The sequence below is a fragment of the Paenibacillus sp. J22P51 genome, from assembly GCF_059692215.1.
This window is the reverse complement of the sequence record NZ_JCAUAZ010000001.1, coordinates 163284-181744: the sequence shown is the minus strand read 5'-3', so window position 1 is coordinate 181744 and position 18461 is coordinate 163284. Positions and strand designations below refer to the sequence as shown.

Genomic DNA, 18461 nt, shown 5'->3' with positions numbered 1-18461 from the left:
AATAAACATATAAACATGGAGGGTTCTAAATGGAAAGTAAGATTCGTAAGATGAGTGTGGTTTTGACTTCAATTATGACAGTATCATTTCTATTCGCAGGTTGTTCAACAAAGACGGAGACTCCGAGTAGTACCAGTTCTGCTAGCACAACAGTGACCGCAAAGCCTGAAGAATTAAAGCCTGTAAAGCTTGTTTGGTACATTAGAAGTGCTGAGCCTAAAAACGTGGCTCCTGTTATGCAAAAAGCAAATGAAATTATAAGTGACAAAATTAAAGCAACGGTTGAATTTAAATTTATCCCTCCAGCAGATTACGACAAAAAGATGCAGCTAGTTATGTCTTCAGGAGAAGAATATGACATCGCTTTCACAGCAAGTTGGGTCAATAACTATTTGAATAACGTCAGTAAAGGCGCTTATATTGCGGTAGACGATTTGCTAGTGAAATACCCAGATTTGACTAAGATGTTTAAAAAGGAAATGTGGGATGCCATTAAGGTGGGTGGCAAAGCTTATGGCGTTCCGAATAATCAAATTATGGGGGATCAGCCAGGCATGTGGTTGAAGAAGGATCTTGTAGATAAGTATAAGATCGATTTGACCAAAATAAAATCGTTGAGTGATCTAACCCCAGTCTTCCAGACGATTAAAGATGGAGAACCAGGCATATCTGCTGTTAGAGACGGTAACGGAATTAATATTGCTTACGCTGACAAACTTGAATCCTTAGTTGCTGATACATTTGTTATAGATACCAAGACATGGAAAGTATATAACCAATATGAGCAGATGACTCCGCAATTTAAGCTTATGAGAGAATGGTACCAAAAAGGCTTCTTCCCTCAAGACGTTGCTACACTTAAGGATGAGTTATCCTTAATCAAAGCAGGCAAAGTATACAGTCGATACGCTCGTCAAAAACCAGGAGGTGATGCTGAATCCAAGACTACCTATGGTTTTGATGTTGCATCTCTTGTAACTGGACCATCTATTATTAGTAAATCTGCAGTAACGAGTACATTGAACGCAATAAGCACGACATCCAAAAACCCGGATCGTGCGATGATGTTGATCAACCTGATCGATACGAATAAAGAGCTGTTCAACTTGCTTAAATTTGGAATTGAAGGGCAAGACTATACCAAGGTTTCTGCTAACCGTATCGAACCTAAAGCAGGTGCTTACGCTTTACCTGGCTGGTTATTCGGTAACGAATTCAATAGCTTTGTCGTACCTGGACAGGCGGATGATGTATGGGAACAAACCAAGAAATTGAATGATTCTTCTGTCATTGACCCTGCGATTAGCTTCAATTTTGACCGTAAAAATGTTGAAAATGAAATCGCTCAATTGACTGCTATCACAACCGAATTTAAGCCTATTCTTATAAACGGACTTGATGATACGGACAAAATGATGAAACTTTACATCGATAAACGAAAAGCGGCAGGTCAGGATAAAGTGCTGGCAGAGATTCAAAAGCAAGTTGACGAATGGAGAAAGACTCAGAAATAAGTTCTGACTTTAGTATAGTGGGGGATCCAGCTTTCTGTGGTCCCCCTTTACTTGTTAGGAAGAAGGGATGACGCGAATGCTACAGCAATTAACTTTTCGGCAGCTAAAGAATGCTTTGGAGGAAACACAGCATCTACCACGTTCTCTTTATGCAGAAGCGAAATCTTCTGAGAATTGGCGACGAATTAGGGAAGATGTGAACTATTCGGAATTCTGGCATTCATTGGAGAAGCAAGCGGCACATTTACTTGAAAACCCCGTGCGAGCACCGTTGTTTTCGGAATTCACTTTGTTTGGTGATTCGGGAGACAGGGCCATATTTCAGTCACAGCGAGATCAGTTGTATGCAGGAATCCATGCGTTCAGCATGCTTGCGATGACGGAAGATAAGCAGGATTGGAAGACAGGACTAGAGAACGCTATTTGGAACGTATGTAACGAATATACGTGGGTTTTGCCCGCACATGTTGGACTTTACAATAATGATTATCCGAACGGGACCTGGGATCAACCTCTTTTGCCACGTGAAACTGTAGATCTTTTGTCAGGAATGACCGCATTCACCTTAGCGGAAACTGTTCATTTGTTGAAAGAAAGATTGCATCCTTGGGTGGTTCAGCGGGTAAAAGAAGAGATAGATAGACGCATATTTCAAGTGTATTTCCATGATCCGACCCCGCAAAATTGGGAATTAAAAACAAACAATTGGCCGGCAGTTTGCTCAGCAAGCATTGGGGCAACGGCTATCTATATGATCGAAGACAGTGAGAAGTTGGCAGGAATGCTATGGCGTGTAATTGGGGTCTTGAGGAATTACTTCTCAGGCTTTGACGAGCAAGGTGCGACACCGGAAGGACCTGCTTATTGGCAATATGGATTCTCACATTTTGTTTATTTTGCGGAATTGTTGAAAGAACGAACACAGGGGCGAATTTCACTTCTCACAGATGCGAAGGTCGATCCTATTTCTCAATTTCCGCAATTTTGCATGTTAACTGGGGGGAAAGTCGTTAATTTCTCCGATTCGGCTGATCAAGTAACGTTGAATCCTGGACTTATTCAACGACTACGTCAGTATGTGCCAACTCTGCAGCTGCCGACCGATAAGTACCGAATGAGCCCAGTTCCCGGCTATTGGGTAGATGCAACAAGAGTAATGCTTTGGTCATTAAACATGGAATCGTTCATTGCTGTGAATGAGGAAGAGATAGTTCAGGAGCAGGTTTTTGCCGGTAATCAATGGGTGATCTCGAAAGTAAGGGATTCAAGCGGAGGAATAGCCGCTTTTGCTGCCAAAGGCGGGCATAATGAAGAGCCTCACAACCATAATGATCTAGGGCATTTTATTTTACATGTCGATGGTCAGAACATATTGGCAGATCTGGGGCTAGGGGTCTATACCAAACAATATTTCCAACCCGGCTATCGGTACGAGATGATCAACGCAGGCTCACATGGACATTCCGTTCCGATTGTGGACGGCTGTAGACAAGGGTTTGGGAAATCGTATAGGTCTGAGATTCTTCACAGCCAAATTTCAGAAGATAATCTGCGAGTCGTTATGGATTTGACGAAAGCCTACGATTGCGATTTCTTGGATCGTCTAACCCGTGAATTTGTATGGGAGCGTCCGTTACATGAAGTCCCACAGCTGGTTATTACAGATAGCGTTGTTTTTAATAAAACACCAGAGACGTTTCAAGAGGTTTTCATAAGCTCGGTGGTGCCTCAGAAGATAGGTTCCGGACGTTTACAGATGAATACCGTGACGATGAGCTACAAGCCAGAAATGTGGGAAATGGAAATCGAGCACATTGTAGTGGACTCTCATTACAAATTAGGAACGTCATTCTACCGAATTTTGTTGAATCGCACAAAGGTGGAACAGGAGATGATTTCTGAGTTTCGTTTTGAAATTAAGGAGAGAAAGTAATCACTTCGGCGTTACAGGTAAGCCCGTGTTTTAAGAACGGGCTTCCTTTCGCATATATTGCAATATTTTATTGAAAGGGAGGTAGCAGTTAAGGATAGGCAACGCAGCTCAGATTTCAGAAGATTATGATTGTGTCTCGACGAATTGGAACACACAAAATGATCAAAGTGGAGCGTGTGCGAATGAATGCAAACAGAAGTGGATGGAAGAATGGTTTATTAAAATGTATGCTGAGTGCTCTTATCATCGCCCCCTTATCAGTTGCAGCACCTAACACAGAAGTACATGCCGCAGGAACCAACTATTACGTAGCTACAAATGGAAGCGATTCCAACGATGGAACATCGTTAAGTACCCCTTTCCTAACCATTCAAAAGGCTGCGCTCACGGCGCAAGCTGGGGATACGGTCAATGTGAGGGGAGGAACGTATCGTGAAACAGTTACTCCGGCGAATTCGGGGACATTGGGAAACAAGATTACGTACCAGAACTATTCAGGTGAAACTGTTATCGTAAGTGGGAATGACGTGGTATCGGGTTGGACGTTGGATAGTGGGAATATTTATAAAGCTCCAATGAGTTGGACCTTAGGAGCAGGCAACCAAGTGTTTGCGAATGGTGCTATGATGGAAGAGGCACGTTGGCCTAATCAGACAGGTACCTTGCTGCAGCCTACCCGAGCAACGGCACAATCCGGATCGGATTTGACGCATATCGTAGATACGAATCTTCCTGGAGCCACAGGTTTCTGGAACGGGGCCACACTTTGGACGACAAGCGGAAGTGCTTGGATTGCCATGACTTCAACGATCACTGCTTATGATGCTACAACGAAGAAACTAACTTTTGGTGCTTTAAAGTCAACAGGGTCCGCTTATGTCCCAGCATCAGGTAATAAATATTATTTATCAGGAATCAAGGGTGCCTTAGATGTGGAGAAGGAGTGGTGGTATGATTCTGCGAACTCCATGCTCTACTTATGGGCCCCAGGTGGAGGAAGCCCGTCAAGCCAAACCGTGGAAGCCAAAAAAAGAATGACTGCCTTCGATTTATCCGGTAAAGGCTATGTGGATATAATAGGTATTCAAACGGTAGCATCGACGATTCAAATGAATAGTTCGACTAATAATTGTTTGCTGCAAGGCATCGTAAGCAAATATATTTCCCATAATAAGCTCAATACGTTAGCAAATGAGCAAACGAATCTTGGTATTATTTTAGACGGAACCAATAATGTCATCAGAGACAGCGAGCTTGCCTATAGCTCAGGTAGTTTAGTAACAGTAAAGGGCAACTCGAATAACGTGATAAATAACTATATTCATGATGGAGGGTATGTTCCGGATTGGGAAGGGATTGTTAACCTTAAAGGGGCTAATAGCTTGATTAGCCATAATACGGTGAGTGATGCAGGAAGGGTAACCATCTACTTCTACGCCGGAATGAGCGCAAATGACATTCAATATAATAACGTATACAATGCAGGATGGCTAACAAATGACCTTGGCATGCTTTATGGACCGAATACGGATGGAGGAAACACGGAGATTCATCACAATTGGGTGCACGATGCCAAATCGGCAAGTTTAGGCATGGGCATTTATCTAGATAATTATACGAACAATTTCGTCATTCATCATAACGTGACTTGGAATAACGCTGGATTGCAGCTGAACATACCTTCCGAATATAACCTCGTCTACAATAATACCTCATGGACGAATGCGGGCACGATTCAAGCTTGGGGCAATATTTTTACAACGGATATGTACGGGGATCGTATCTTTAACAATATTGTTAAAGGTTATGATGCCGAAGTATCATCGTATACAACCTACGGCAGCAACCTGACGACCACGCCGGGATTTGTGAATGAAGCAGCTCGTGATTATCAGTTGCTTTCGACTTCTGCAGCCAAAGATGCAGGAATCATCATACCTGGCATTACAGATGGCTATGTGGGCAGTGCGCCAGATATTGGCTCTTATGAGTATGGCGGCACGAATTGGACGGCTGGTCATAATTTCACGACTCCGCCTAGTCCAACATATTCGACGCCAAGTACACCTACTATGAATAGGGTAGTGAACGCAGGATTTGAGCTAGGGAATTTATCGGGTTGGTCCACAACGGATGCCGGCAATGCTGTTGCTTACAATGAGAATCACTGGGGAATGGCTGCCAATGCCGGACATTCTCGTTCTCAACTCTATGGGGTAAAGTTAAGCGGCGGTGTTGACGGTGTTGAACAGACGATTACAGGCTTGCAACCGAATACGAGTTATGTCGCAGGTGGCTGGCTGAGAACGCCGGCTGGTGAAACTGTCGCATTAGGTGTCAAAAACTACGGCGGTTCCGATTTGTCGACCCCATCTTCTAGTTCCACCTGGACCTTTGTTAAGGTCAATTTCACGACAGGTGCAGCGAATACGAGTGCTACGATTTATTTCAAGAAGACGTCTGGCACGGGAGAAGCTTATGCTGATGATGCAGGACTTATTCTAGATTCAACGGTTTACCAATCCATATACGCTTTTGATGGTTTTGAGAGTGGACTGGGTAATTGGGCTGTAGGGGCTGGAACTGCTTCGACAAGTACAGCTATTAAGCATTCTGGCAGCAACAGTTTTATTGTTAATGAAGATAGGGATTACATTAACCAAAATTTCAACGCAAGTTACAACAAAGTGGTTACGATGTGGTTCTATGACAATGCGAGTGCGACAAACATGCAAGTAGCAGGCTTTGTCGATGACGGTATAACGAATCGGGCAATCATGGTCAATACCCCGACTTCGACAACTAAATATGCGATACGGCTAGGCGGTCCAATTTCTGCAACAACCGTAACCAGAACCACAGGCTGGCATGAGTTCAAGTGGGATTACACCTCAGGCACGAAAGTAGATATGTACATTGACGGTACACTTGTTTCATCGCCAACCGGTGTGACTAACTTCAAACGGATCACGATTGGAGATTTGTGGTCTGGTAATACGAACACTTCGTATTTTGATGATGTGAATATCCAGTAGTTCATTAGAAGAAGCGGCCTTCTCGAATATGAGAGAGGCCGCTTCTTATTCAAGGGGGAAACCATCTTTGTTCAGTAGCGTAAGGGAATTCACACTAAAAGTTATTTGAAGAGAAGATGTTTAAATAAGTTACTTTAATTGTTTTTGGTATCTTTGATTTGCCAGGACAAGCAATATAATATTCAAATCTTTAATTTGACTCCCTATTCATGCACGCCTCAATTACATAAAATTAAAGCTAACAGATGAAACCGCTTCTTCCGTAATTGGGTGCACTTCACAATGCTTCCATTTATCATGGAGCGGTATTCTTTTTTTTCAAAGGAGGCTCTTGCAATGAGACTCGTCCCCAAATTTCGCAGTAGTTACTTCATCCGCCTAGTGCTGTCTTATAGTATTCTTGCTGTTTTATTAATCGCGGCAATTGGTGGATACTTGTTCTCACAAGCAAATGATCTGATGCTAAACGAACTGACGAAGGAGAGCCGTTCGAGGCTGGCCATTGCACAGGATTTTTTGGAGAAAAGCGTACTGCCCCGATATGTTGAAGGAATGACGACAAAATATTTTACTGGTGTACAGCCGGATTATAAGGAAACTTTATATAATCTGTTAAATACCGAATGGGAAAAAAATATAACGGAGATCATCTCGTTGACGAAACAAATCTCATATATTCAAGTCGCAAATGAGGGGATTTCGAATTTATCTGTTTATGTTCAAGAAGGTGACTTTGCTTTTGATCGAAGCTACTTTTACCCAGGACGAGAGCAATCACCGGATCGTGATTTATTAGCTAGTATCAAAACGATTCCCAGAAATAAATGGTTTATGCGTACAAATGCAGGAAATAACAAAGTACTTACGTACTTAATCTCTTTGCCTATTGGTTTTCCAGAGGATAAAGCAAAGGGCTATATGTACATAGATGTGGAAGTGGATTATTTAGCGAAATTGTTTACACAAGTAATGAATTCACCATACGAACAGCTTTATCTGTTCGATACGGAGCAGCAACCCATCTTACATACTGACAAATATAATGAAAAGGACTTAGAGTCAGTCTTGGAAATTTTGAAATCTTCCTCTGACAATACTGCGATGAAGGTGGTACAAGCGTCACAGGGACGTCAAATTATTGCAACTTTTAAAGGAAGCACTGTGGAATCCTTTCAATATGCCATTATCCGTCCTCTGGATTCATTTGTTTTATCCGGTAAGCTATTTCAAAAGCAGATTGTGGTAAGTTGCCTTTTCATCTTGCTGTTAGGTTTATTGATTACTTATTTATTATCCCGAAGGTTTTATTTTCCATTAAAATCCATTCTGCTAACCATAAGGGGATTACAACCTTCTCATTCTAATCAATCATCGGCCTCAGATAATGAATATAAAATAATAAATCGTACGATTCATTATTTGGATGCAAAGATAAGCAGTATGGAAACAAGAGTCAAAAAAAGTCAGCTGAATGACTTGCTTATTGGCAATTTCTTCGAGGAAAGCACCATAGATCGGATTCCAACTCAATGCCAATATTTGACCGTTGCCTTGCATGTAATTAGTGCAAACAGTGAATCGTTCTGTCAAGCTATAGAGTTCAAGAATCAGAGTCCAACAATTAGATATGATATAGCACCCATGAATAAGAATCAGGTTGCCATATTGTTTTACTTAAGCATGAATGTGGAGAGGTCAGATGAAGTAATTCGAACGCAACTTGAAAATTTTCGTGAGAAAGTCCAGTATGGGTTCGCCGCATCTATGGGGCCTGCCGTTCACAACATTGAAGATATACAGACATCGTATAGAGAAGCCGTTCATAATCTTCGCTATACATACCTGTATGGACCGCAAATCATTCTTTCTTATTCAGAGATATACGAACTAAGCAGCGATCCAATCGCGATATCTTATGAGCCATTAAAGAATTCAATACGAGCTGGGAGTATAGAAGAAAGTAAGAAAGTTTTACAAGATCTAGAAGCACTTTGTAAATCAAAAGTTAGGATTGAAGTCGTTGAATTATCACAAATGCAGTTATTAACCACATTGTCTGAAATCGTTATCGAACTTAATTTGCATCATATTATCTCGATTTCGGATCTGTTTCGAGTAGAAAAAGCGAACACTTTTCAAGAAATGATGACATGGATTAGAAATTTAGTTATCCAAATAACCGAATATATTGAAGCTGGGAAAACCAAAGGTCACTCTGATCTTGTTAACAGAATCAAGCTGTACATCGACGAGCGTTTGCACGAGGATCTATCGTTGCATATATTGTCTGAGCTAGTTTCTTTGTCACCTTCCTATATTTCCACGATATTTGCAGATGTATTAAACATTCCTTTTACTGAATATGTGACGAAGGCTCGTCTTGAGAAGGCTGCAGAACTTCTGAAATCAGAACGCTCGTTGTCAGTTGCTGATATAGCCACAATGGTAGGTTATCGTAAATCTCAGTATTTTGCTACGAAGTTTAAGACGAAATTCGGTGTTACACCGATGCAATATCGGAACTCTTGGTGGACATAGAAGTTAATTAGCGCCTTCCCATGAGGGGAGGGCTTTTTCAGTTGTATACCCTAGCGATAAAAGGGGTAAATTTAATGGCATTCACTTGAAATAATATGAATATCAAATAAAAGTAGACAAAATCCAATGAAATTGGCATAGAATATGCGCTTTTAATACCGTAGCATAAGAATATAAATTTAATCATCACGTGGAGGAAAAGGATATGAATTATCACATAGACAAAGGTGTCATACATTCCGAAGAAGGATTGCCGCACGCGCCTCGCTGGTTTTCCGATGGAAGGTTGGCTGTACAATATGATGAGGAAGGTATTTCACAGATTGATTTTTTTAATCCCAAGGCTACGAACAATGCTCGAACAGTTTACATAAAAAAGGTGTTTGACGGGATTCGCTTTTTGGCGAATACAGGCTGTTCCATATTGAAACCGAAGTATCAGAATGTTTCCCTGTATCCGTTCGGCTATGAGGCAGAGTGGCAGGAATCTAGTGTCCATATTGAGCATGCCTTATACACGGCCCAGGAAGCCATTATCATGCGATTTAAGGTACGTGCCAGCCAAGAGCCAACAGTTCGGATACGGTTGACTACTTATGAAGTGAATGGCTTGATGGGCTGTGACCCTGTAGATTGGCGGTATTTGAACCGGAAATATGAGCGTACATGGAGCCCGTGGACGTTACAATCGGATGTTAACATGCTTCAAGGGAAGTTGGTTGATCGTCCAACGAACACTTTTGCGGAGCATTATACGAATAACGAGTCAATTGCCCAGGAAATATCTGAGGAAGAGATACCGTTATATTTCCACATCGGCTCGAACGTGGACATCCACCAGCCAAGGAAGCACATCTTGGAAACGGGTGATTTGAAAGTAGGAGACGAAGTTGTTTTCGTAATGACATTCAATCCAGACATGGTGAAAGGTCAGCAAGATTGCCGGCACTTATGTAACCATGCCGAAGAATCGATTAGTCAGCAGCTTCAACGTTATAACGAAGTGGCTTCCCGTATGCCTGTTCTCAAAAGTCCGTATCCGCAGCTCAATGATTTCTTTGCGCTTGCTCCCATGTATCATGAATCACTCAAGGCACCTGCTCACCCTGGAGCCATAAGGGCAAAGAGTACTTATTATTGGGTCTGGGGATGGGATGGGATGACGTCCAACCAGGCTACCAATTACTGGGGAGATTCAGCTTTCTTGAGGGATATGCTTGCCTTCTATGAGGATACTGCACACCCCGAGAAGGGGATTGGGCTGTTCTTTAATTATGATATGACGCTAGCAAGCATTAGCTCTCCGCCTTCTCAAGGGATGTACATTTGCTTATTGCAGTATTATTTTACAGATTCCGGTGATGAAGAGACGGTAAGAAAGCATTATGAATTTGCTAAGAAAATATTCAAATTGATCACTAATCTCGAATCAGGGGAAACAGGGTTTGGCAAGGGCACTTCCATGTTCCCTGATTATCCGAATTATATGAAGCAGACAGGTAATGACCTGAGCAGCTTCAATAACACCATCTTTTATTGTGCAGTACGATCGATGGAATACCTTGCTGATCTCATGGGGGATATGGAAACGCGAGAGCTTGCTGAGTCCATGTTTCGGAAAATGGAGCAGCACTTTCTTCCCTTATTCTATGATGAGGAGAAAGGGTTCGTTGTCTCATCGGTTGATGCATCCTCGCATGAGAAGCGCAATTGCTTTAATTCGAATTCGATTAAATGGGAGAATGCGTACTGCCGCGATTTGATCGAACCCATGTTAGAGGCGAATCTTTTGTTTTTCGAAAAGAATATTGTCAGCAAAGCTGGATTAAGAGAAATCCCGGTGTGGGACGATGCCTATGATCGCGACGGCAATCAACTACATTGCTGGTGGCCGGTTACCGGCGAATATTATATGCAGCTGATCAACCACCATAATCGCACGGATCTGATGGAACAATGGGTCGGATGGGTGAGTTATTGGACAGGTAAGCTGTTATGTCCAGAAGGAATCTCCTGTTATATTGACACGGATGAACCCGAACTGGATCGATGGAATTGTCTCTCGGGCACTTGGCAGGGCTACTCCATGAGAGGTTGGTACCAAGCAGCCGTACACGGAATAGTGGGCATTGAATCTGAGGCTGGTGGACTTTGTTTGAAGCCTCGTTCAGGCGAGGAATTGGCCTTACAAGGATTGCATTATCGTGGTCAACTGTATGATGTTGAGCTTATTGGCGAAGGATCGTTTATTGAAACGGTTGAAGTGCATGGCGTGCTCTACAAAGGAACGTGTAAGCTCCCTACAGAGGTATTTCAGCAAGGTGGTGCTATTAGAGTTCACCGTACGAATGTTAGGAGTACCCTACTTCAACTACAATCAGCAAATGGACTAGAATTGTCCGAGTATGTATATAGAGCTGACCATATCAGTGCCAAAATCAAAGGATACGGTACATGCCGAATTCGAATCGATGCGGATGTTGAACCTGTGTGCATGATTGATGGACAGCAATTGAAGGTTCAATATCATTCAGGGCGAAAAGCAGCGATTGTTGATGTCAAGCTGCCGGATCATGGCTATCATGAATTAAAAATAAGTCTTGAGAAGTAAAAAAGATGGTGTTTGAGGCTTGCTCTTGTACCTTGGTACAGGAGCAGCCTATCACATATGGCTTGACTAATGACTGAGAGGAGGAAATTAGGAACAACAAGACCAGTAAGACGGAAAGTTACAACAAGTAACTAAACACATCTTAGGAGGACAAAAAATGAGAGCGTTTACAAAAAGAGCGATTTCTTTACTTCTCTCGAGTGCAATGATTGTGACCCTATTTGTTGGAATCGTGCCAGTTCAAACCGTGAGTGCAGCGGTACAAAGCTCTTTCTATGTATCGACCACCGGCAGTGACACAACAGGTGACGGTTCACTCGGATCGCCTTGGGCAACGATTGGGAAAGCCCGTGATTATATTCGAACCAACGGATTAAATACGAATATGACGGGGGACATCGATGTAATTGTAGCAGCAGGGGATTATTATGTAGATAATACGATAACCTTTAATGAAAATGATTCCGGTAGCAATGGATATACTATTAATTACAAAAATAAAGATGCACTTGGCAGCGCACACCTTATAGGCGGACAGCCGATAACGGGCTGGACAGAGCATTCAGGCAATATTTACAAAGCATATGTCGGAACGGGAACGAATTTCGAAACGCTGTATGAGAATGGAAAGAGGGCTTGGAAAGCACGCTACCCGAATAAGAATCCTGGAAGCATTTACTCGACTTCACAAGCAAACTATCTGAGTAGTGAGGGAGTTAATAATTCAAGAACAGTTCTTCAATACAAAACCGGAGATTTAAATCCAACTCCTTGGAATTTAGCTGAGGCGCAAGTCTTTATTTGGTCAGGTGACTATTGGGATTGGTTTGCGGATACTGTGCCTATCTCCAGCATTAATACGACTACACGTCAAATCACACTTCAGCAGTCGACCAGATACCCTATATACCAGAGCGCCTTTCATCTAGACGGTTCTCGCTATTACATTCAAGGGGTACTAGATTTATTGGATCAACCAGGTGAGTTCTATCTGGATTCTTCATCGGGTTATATTTATTACTACGCCATGGATGGGGCTATTGGCAGCCAGACGATAATTGCTCCGAAAGTCCAAAGAGTGATTTCACTGATCGGTTCATCAGAAACGGCCAGAGTCCACCATATTCATTTTGATGGATTAAGTATAGAAGGTTCTGATTTTACAGATTGGTATCGCCATGCTTGGGTGAATGCCGGGGATTCGGGGGAATCACATACTTACCCTGGTTATGACCGCCAAATGACAATGCCGCAGCATCGAACTGGGATGTTGTATTTGGAAAATACCGATCATATTTCGATTTTGAATAATCATTTTAAGAACAGTGGTTATTCAGCGATCTACATGCTGTTCTATAACCAAAATAACTTGGTTTATGGAAACTTGATTGAACATACCGGACATTCAGGTATCTATCTTGAAGGCAGATATCCCGGTGAAGGGGATGTACTTAAAAATAATGTGTTATCGAATAACCTTATTCATGACATCGGAGAATTAGTGGGGCATCCATCAGGCGTCTATATCATGAACAGTGGTAATAATGAGGTCTCTTATAGTGAGATCTATAATAGTCCTAGATATGCAGTTGCAATCGATGCTTATGTGAGCATACCTAATGCTGATATTTACACGCGAAATAACGTAGTGAAGAACCTTAAGATCTATAATACGACACAGGATAGCGGTGACACGGGAGCTATCTATATGTTCTCCACATCACCCGTAAATTCGGCCCCATATAATACCAACTATATGGATCAAATTACGATAGATAACACGCGTGCGCATTCCTCTATGACGAATTACGCGCCAGACGGTGTATTCATGGATGGTGGTACGTACGGTCAATCCTTCTCTAATATGAAAGTTACTAACTCCCAGGGAATGGCATTCCACAACAGTTCTGGTTCTCATACCTTCTCCAACGTGAGTTGGAATGCGGGATTTAATGATTCTCTAATGGATTATGCGAACATCGGAATTAAGAGCGACTTTCCGTATGCCGTAGCTCCTACAGGATTGTCGGCATCCTCAGTATCAGGATCGCAAATTAATTTGTCTTGGCAAGGCGTGAAGAATGCTGTCAGCTATGATGTAAAGCGTTCAACCGTTCAGAGCGGTCCTTATACAACAACAGTATGTAGTTCAGTAACAACAACTTCTTGCATTGATACGGCAGTAACACAAGGAACAACGTATTATTATGTAGCTGTAGCTCGGACATCCGTTGGCTTAGTAAGTGACTTTTCTAAGGAATCCGCAATATTATTCGGTGACTTGGTTTCCGAAAGTTTTGAGAACGGAATGGCTATTTGGAACTCGGTGAAAGGATCCGCATCAACAAGTACTGCGCAGGCACACGCCGGCAGTAATAGTTACGTTGTAAATGAGGATACGGATCTCATAACGTATTCGTTCAGCTCGAATCTGAATAAAATCGTGAAGCTTTGGTATTATGACGATGCAGCCAATACGAACATGGCTGCGTTCAGTAAGGTCGATAACTCTATATGGAGTGACGGCACAGCGTGGAGAGGAATTGGGGTAGCAACCGGTACATCTACAAGCAAATATGTCGTTCGCGTTAACAGCACAGTTACAGCTACTGCAGTAAACCGTACAACAGGTTGGCATGAGTTCAAGTATGATTACTCATCTGGAACGAAAGTGGATATGTATATCGATGGGATGCTCGTTTCCTCCCCAACTGGCGTAACCAGTTTTAATCAGATCTCCATGGGAGATTGGTGGACAGGGAATAGTGTGAGTAATGGTTATTTCGACGATATAAGTGTGACTGACCCGCCTCCGCCTCCATCATATTTTGAAGATACGTTCGAAAGTGGGTTGGGTAACTGGTCATCGTCCAAAGGAACGGCTTCACTCAGCACTACGCAAGCTCATTCCAGTAGTAATAGCTATGTTCTGAATGAGGATTCGGATGTCATTACGCATTCGTTCGGCACGAATCAGAATAAAGTGGTGACACTTTGGTATTATGACAATGCAGCCAATACGAATATGCAAGTGTTCACCAAGGTGGATAATGCGGCATGGGACAACAGTTCGCTATGGAGAGGAATAGGGGTAGCAACCGCTACATCAACAAGCAAATATGCCATTCGCGTGAACAGCACGATTACAGCGACCACGGTAAACCGTACAACGGGTTGGCATGAGTTTAAGTTTGATTACACTTCAGGAACCAAGGTGGATATGTATATCGATGGGACACTCGTGTCTTCCCCAACTGGAATAACTAGCTTTAACCAGGTTTCCATGGGAGATTGGTGGGTTAACAGTCTGACTGCTAATGTGTATTTTGATGATGTGAAGGTGCAATAATCCATTAGATTGTTTAATAGAAGGAGTCACTGCTAACGTTGAGTTAGCAATGGCTCCTTCTTATTTTCATTGAATCGTTTCTTGTCCTGCCGTTCGCTTGATGTCGAATTTTCGAATATAATATATTGATATAGAAGGAGTATGGAAATTTCGAAGCCTTATCTTCGTTTAATATATAGTGCTGAAAATGGAGGATGTATGAAATGCAGAACATTCAACGTCATGTAGCGGTTCTTCTCACCATAATAGTGTTAGGTGGGGGGGGGGCAGGCTGTTCCAGTAACAAATTCGATAACTCAGCAACACCTGTACCTAGTGCCGTGGCTGCAAGTGATCCTCCTATAGAAATCACTTGGACTGGCCGTTATCCTCCGAATTCCGATGAAAATCTTGTTCAGCAATACTTGGAAAAGAAGTTTAATGTTAAGATCAAGAACATGAATCTGAATCCTGCAACTTGGAATGATCAGCTTAATGTGAAAATTGCTGCTGGTGAAATTCCTGATGTCATTACGGGTGATGCATCCATGGATATGATGAAGAAATGGGCCGATCAAGGGGTAATTGCCAGCCTTTCCGTGGATGAAATCAAAAAATATATGCCTAAATATTCAGCTGAAATGGAAAAGCTCGATCCAAATATTTTTGGTTATGGCTTGTACAAAGGGAAAAACTGGGGTATTCCAAAGGTGTATCTGGAGGGCAATAGTCCGTTTGTTCCGGCTTATAACAGCGCATGGCTCCAAGCAGTAGGTGTAACGAAAACGCCTGAAACCATTCAGGAGCTGGAGGATTTACTGACTAAATTTCGCAATAATGATCCGGACGGCAATGGGAAGAAGGATACATATGGCCTCTCTGCTCGTGGTAAGGATGTACCAGGACAGATGTTCAGTTCAATCTTTGCCGCTTACGGCATTCAGAGACGCGGATGGAACCTGGCTAAAGATGGTAAGGTTGTTTATGGTATGGTGACAGATGAGGCTAGGCAAGCTTTCAAGACATTGAGCAAATGGTACAAAGCTGATCTTATTGATCCTGAGTTTGTGACGGATGATTGGACGCGACTGCGTGCGAATTTCTTAAATGGTCGTACAGGTGCAATGGACTCCGCCCTTTGGTACCACATTCACGAAACAGGTGCAGTTGGTGCTGAGTGGAAAGCCAATGGCAAACAAATCACCTTCGGCAAAGGGTTTAAGGGGCTAAATGGTAAAGCATATCTCATGGCGGCAAATACCATTCCACAGGCTCCGAAAATGCTTAGTGCAGCTGTCGCTATGGACGAAAAGAAACGTATAAAAATTATGCGAATATTTGAAGATCTCTCGACTAATGATGTTTCCTATCTTTTAGCATCTTACGGTGAAAAAGGCGTTCATTATGATATGATCGGAGAAGCAGCGATTCCAAATCGAGAATTTACGGAAGTGGAAAAAAGAGGAGCACAGATTGGTGCAGGACTCTGGTTTGGTCCTCTATCGACAACAATGATGGAAAAGTACGATCGTCCACAAGATCAGCTAGATTTTAAAGATAAGGTCAATGGTGGAATTGAAACGATTAGAGACCCTATCATGCCGACTATACTTCCCTCTGCGTCTAAGGTTTCGGCGACGTTGGATAAGATCGTAGACGAATATATGATTAAATTTATTATAGGTACAATAGATACCGACAAGGGCTTTGATGAGTTTGTTTCGCAATGGATGAAAGCTGGTGGGCAACAGTTAACGGAAGAGGCAAACCAAGTGTATAAGGAGCGTAAGAAGAAGTAATGCGAATAGTAAAATCCTGAATAGAATTTGATATCCGGATTTGGAGTCTATACTCCCTTTCCGGATTTTTTCTATATCGTTCATTTGTGCAAAATATCAACAAAAAAGTGATAAGTAACGAAACTTTCCAGTCAAGTTATGAAGTACGATAAGGGTATAATTACGATCATAGGCATCTATGACTGGGGGATATTGAAATGAAAGAATATCAAATCGAAGAGCGGCCACATGCTGGCAAACTTGCCAATTGGCTTCTTTCTTGGGTACAACCAAGTGGAGAAATTCACGGGTTTCATAATCACTCTGTATGGGGATCAAATCCATACCGTTGGTCGGATTTCACGAGCGGTCACAGCACATGGGGCAGCCCATTATTGCCAACGCTAGCGCTACTTCTTAAGGATAGACGGGATACTAAACTCGAAAATCAACTTCTTCAAATGATTCGGTTTCAAACGACTTCTTTTCAAGAAGATGGCCAATACGACCATATCGGCTTTCAAATTGGAGATACGGCCAAATTTGGCTTAATACATAACGGGATTACGAATGTTTCACTTGGTCTAACCTTGCAATATGGGGAAGACTATTTATCTGAAGAGGTGAAAGGTCAAATTCTTGCTGCCATGGAACGCAACTTTGAAGCGATAGATAGAATCTATTCCTTTGGCATTAAGAATGCCAAAGGCAGAGCAATTAGCAACCAAGAATATTCACGAATTTGGGGTAAACTGCTACATCTTCGGGCTTTCGACTCAGATGGGGAGCGGCGAGATGAACTGCGACAGCAACTGGACTTCATGATTGAACAGTTCCACTTCAGGGGACTGCCGGATATGGATTGCGAAGCCTCTTACCGATACGGTGCAGATAAGACTAGTACCGAGCCAGGCGAATATTACGGCTTGTTAATCGGACCTCTCGTACTGGCTTATGAGCTTTTCGGAGACGAGCGGTATTTGAATCATGCAGGGGCACTTTGCCGCCACGTAGCAAGGAGCGTATGGTACGACAGCCGTGACAAGGTCAGGATGCACCGTGTCTGGTACCATTCGGGCAGCCAGTGGGTGAAGCTCGATGAACCGATGTTGATTGCAGGCATGGGGTGGACCTTATATGCAGTGGAGCAATACTTGAGGCATGTTCCTGACGCTGAGCTCAGCGTATATTTGGAAGGTAGCGACCGCACTTACGCTGCCTATCAGAACCCGCGGGGCTACTTTGCTTCCGCAACAGGTTGGAACAATGAGGCAGATGTCGCCCCATCGTCCGCATGGCATTCGTCTGATCTTCTTTATCTTGTTGCTCGCCACGGAGCTGATGAAACATTTTGGAATGAGATGCAAGATAAAGAGGCTGGTAAAAGGACATCCATCCTGCTCGGGAACGGCTGCATGTGGGTGGAACGGGATCAGCATTGGACGATCACGGATTACTTCGCACGCGATCAGTACCAACTGATTGGCCGCAAAGACGAAGGTCACTTCGGACGCGACATGAGTTGGGTAGGTGGGGATCGTACCTTGCCGGAGCATTTTGCATTTGGACCGAAGCCCATATTCATGAAGACGGGAGAAGGCATCTACTTGATGCCCGGTGAGTGGGAGGAATCCGAGCTGCAGATATCCAGTGTAGCGGATGTTCCTTACCTTGGAATTTGGCGATAATGCAAAGATACCCTTAACTCGTTCGATAGGAAAATC

At 42.8% G+C, this 18461-nt stretch carries 8 protein-coding genes; all 8 read left to right on the top strand.

Going from position 1 to position 18461, the window contains the following annotated elements; all coding sequences use genetic code 11:
• Positions 1-29: 29 nt before the first annotated feature.
• The 8 genes from AC58QC_RS00585 (at position 30) to AC58QC_RS00550 (ending at position 18425) form a co-directional block, all read left to right on the top strand.
• Entirely contained in the window at positions 30-1514 is a 1485-nt protein-coding gene (locus AC58QC_RS00585) for an ABC transporter substrate-binding protein (protein WP_497413269.1), read from the top strand.
• A 67-nt stretch (positions 1515-1581) separates the two neighbouring features.
• Positions 1582-3447, top strand: a complete 1866-nt coding sequence (locus AC58QC_RS00580; protein WP_497413268.1) for a heparinase II/III family protein — start codon at positions 1582-1584, stop codon at positions 3445-3447.
• Positions 3448-3629: 182 nt separating this feature from the next.
• Positions 3630-6482, top strand: coding sequence for a right-handed parallel beta-helix repeat-containing protein (locus AC58QC_RS00575; RefSeq protein WP_497413267.1), 2853 nt, complete (start codon positions 3630-3632; stop codon positions 6480-6482).
• A 336-nt stretch (positions 6483-6818) separates the two neighbouring features.
• On the top strand, positions 6819-9020 hold the full coding sequence (locus AC58QC_RS00570) for a helix-turn-helix domain-containing protein (RefSeq protein WP_497413266.1): 2202 nt from the start codon (positions 6819-6821) through the stop codon (positions 9018-9020).
• A 205-nt stretch (positions 9021-9225) separates the two neighbouring features.
• On the top strand, positions 9226-11631 hold the full coding sequence (locus AC58QC_RS00565) for a glucosidase family protein (RefSeq protein ID WP_497413265.1): 2406 nt from the start codon (positions 9226-9228) through the stop codon (positions 11629-11631).
• A 157-nt stretch (positions 11632-11788) separates the two neighbouring features.
• Positions 11789-14980: a right-handed parallel beta-helix repeat-containing protein gene (locus AC58QC_RS00560; protein WP_497413264.1), complete on the top strand. Its 3192-nt coding sequence runs from the start codon at positions 11789-11791 to the stop codon at positions 14978-14980.
• Between the two features lie 203 nt (positions 14981-15183).
• Entirely contained in the window at positions 15184-16758 is a 1575-nt protein-coding gene (locus tag AC58QC_RS00555; protein WP_497413263.1) for an extracellular solute-binding protein, read from the top strand.
• 197 nt (positions 16759-16955) lie between these two features.
• Entirely contained in the window at positions 16956-18425 is a 1470-nt protein-coding gene (locus AC58QC_RS00550; RefSeq protein ID WP_497413262.1) for a hypothetical protein, read from the top strand.
• Positions 18426-18461: the final 36 nt, after the last annotated feature.

Coding starts and splice junctions, on each gene's coding strand:
- AC58QC_RS00575 (WP_497413267.1), top strand. CDS start 3,630: ATGAATGCAAACAGAAGTGGATGGAAGAATGGTTTATTAAAATGTATG.
- AC58QC_RS00550 (WP_497413262.1), top strand. CDS start 16,956: ATGAAAGAATATCAAATCGAAGAGCGGCCACATGCTGGCAAACTTGCC.
- AC58QC_RS00560 (WP_497413264.1), top strand. CDS start 11,789: ATGAGAGCGTTTACAAAAAGAGCGATTTCTTTACTTCTCTCGAGTGCA.
- AC58QC_RS00565 (WP_497413265.1), top strand. CDS start 9,226: ATGAATTATCACATAGACAAAGGTGTCATACATTCCGAAGAAGGATTG.
- AC58QC_RS00555 (WP_497413263.1), top strand. CDS start 15,184: ATGCAGAACATTCAACGTCATGTAGCGGTTCTTCTCACCATAATAGTG.
- AC58QC_RS00570 (WP_497413266.1), top strand. CDS start 6,819: ATGAGACTCGTCCCCAAATTTCGCAGTAGTTACTTCATCCGCCTAGTG.
- AC58QC_RS00580 (WP_497413268.1), top strand. CDS start 1,582: ATGACGCGAATGCTACAGCAATTAACTTTTCGGCAGCTAAAGAATGCT.
- AC58QC_RS00585 (WP_497413269.1), top strand. CDS start 30: ATGGAAAGTAAGATTCGTAAGATGAGTGTGGTTTTGACTTCAATTATG.